At 30.0% G+C, this 1,929-nt stretch carries 2 protein-coding genes; both read left to right on the top strand.

What is annotated here, in order from left to right:
• Window positions 1-1,184 (top strand): hypothetical protein (locus P0N36_RS15125; RefSeq protein ID WP_275843715.1); only part of this gene is annotated, 1,184 nt, incomplete at its 5' end.
• 210 nt (window positions 1,185-1,394) lie between these two features.
• On the top strand, window positions 1,395-1,929 hold a 535-nt coding region (locus tag P0N36_RS15120; RefSeq protein WP_275843714.1), incomplete at its 3' end, for a hypothetical protein.

Here is a 1,929-nt window from a genome sequence, read left to right as displayed (position 1 = left end):
ATTTGGAAAATAATAATACTGAGCTGAACTTCGATGATAAGCCATTTACCAATTTATTAGATTTGCTATATCCAATTTTAATAAAGCATCCCTATTACTCGAATGACTTTTTTGTTTTTGCGGTTGAATTATATTTGAGAAAAAAAGAAACTGTCGAAGAGGATTTAAACGATTTGATATTGTATATTGAAGATTATTTCAATGTAAATAAAGATGAACATTATTTGATATTCCCATTAGAAGGGTCAGGATTAAAAAAAGATGTTTCTTTTGATAAATTTCATCTTCTAACACAAAAAGGTGAACAACAGATATTAAAGCAAATATCAGACATAACAAAAATTGATTATATTGAGGTAAAAAGCTCTCTCGACCATACCCGTAAAAGCCGATCGAAACACTTCCTCGAATCGAATATGATGATTATTAAGGTCGAAAATCAAACTGAAAATGTAAATAGATTAGCTTATCAATTGGCTCAATTTTCAGTAGATATTTTTAAGCTGATTCATTCAGCATTCGGCATGGAATCTAGTATATTCAGTTTAGAACAAGGATGGGAGGAGGAGAATAGCCATGTTGCAATTTTAGCAAAAGATGGCTGGCGTCGAGGGCATGGTTTTAGTTGGAATGCACATCTAAAATGTAAAATAGATATTGATTTTATTGCAGATGAAAAATATCAAAGGATTTTCTGTTTATTGTTTAATGCAGTTACGAAAAAAGAACCTGATGAACTAACAGATAAGTTTGTTAACGCACTAATACTATTTGGAAAAGCCACTGTACAAAGAAGTGAGTATAATGATGTAGATTTGGCGCTATTACTCTATATTACAGCATTAGAATCTTTATTAACAGAAGGCTTCAATGAAAAAAGGCTACGTCTTTCTGCAATAGTACCACGATTGATTGATTACGAAGGCAAAAGTATATCAGAAATTTCAGTACCTTTGGAAAAACTATATTTGTCACGAAATAATTTTTTACATGCCGGGCAATCATCATACTTCTCAAAAAGAGACGAGGAGATGGATTTCCTAGAAAGAGTCACTGCACTTGTTATTTTAAAATGTTTTGAATTGGATTCAACAATTCAGAGTGAAAAAGAAAAGAGAACAACAATTTGGTCAAATTATGTTGATGACATTTTTAAAGATTTGATTTTTGGTAAGTTGGTCTAACTATTAAAAACATTACTTTTGTAGTATACAAGGACTAGTGAAAAAATCATTATTAATATTAATCATATGCAATTAATGCAATAGAGGGCAACCATGTACCTCGTCTTTCAATTGGTCACAATGAAATCTATCGAAACTGTTTTTGAAGACGGGAGACTCACATGAATATCTATGCACTAAATAGTAGAATAGCTTGTAAGGGGTATATATATGAATAGTAATGCTGAAGAGAGCTTTAAAACACTTGATAAATGTCTTAAAATATTGTCAAAAGAAAAGATTAGTAAGTATCAGAAGTTTATGAAGGAAAAATGTGTGATTGATTGTCATTATTCTTACCACCAATTTACTAAAGAAGAAGCCTACAATCGATTGGTATATTTAGATAAGAAAATGAAAATCTATAGTCAATTGTCATTGCCGAGCCTAATAACTATTTTATTCGGTATATATGTCAGTACTTCATTTTTTTTCTATCAATTAGTAGACACAAAAATCATTCAACCGTTCCTCGATAGTATTGAGAAAATTCTGAATAATAATGGCTATGAAATATCGCAAATTAACGAAATAAATAATGGTCAAGTTGCGGAGTATGTGAATTCTATACTGGGATATTTGACATTTACTATTTGGGGATTAATTGTTATTTTAACCATTTTAGCACTGGTCTATTATTGGCTACTATGTAGCAATTTATCAAAAAATATTACTATTGAGAAATTAAAAGAATATGAAATAAGTA

It is taken from the genome of Petrocella sp. FN5 (assembly GCF_029210395.1).
GTDB lineage: Bacteria > Bacillota > Clostridia > Lachnospirales > Vallitaleaceae > Petrocella.
Note: the sequence above shows the minus strand (reverse complement) of the source record. Positions and strands in the feature narration are given on the sequence as shown.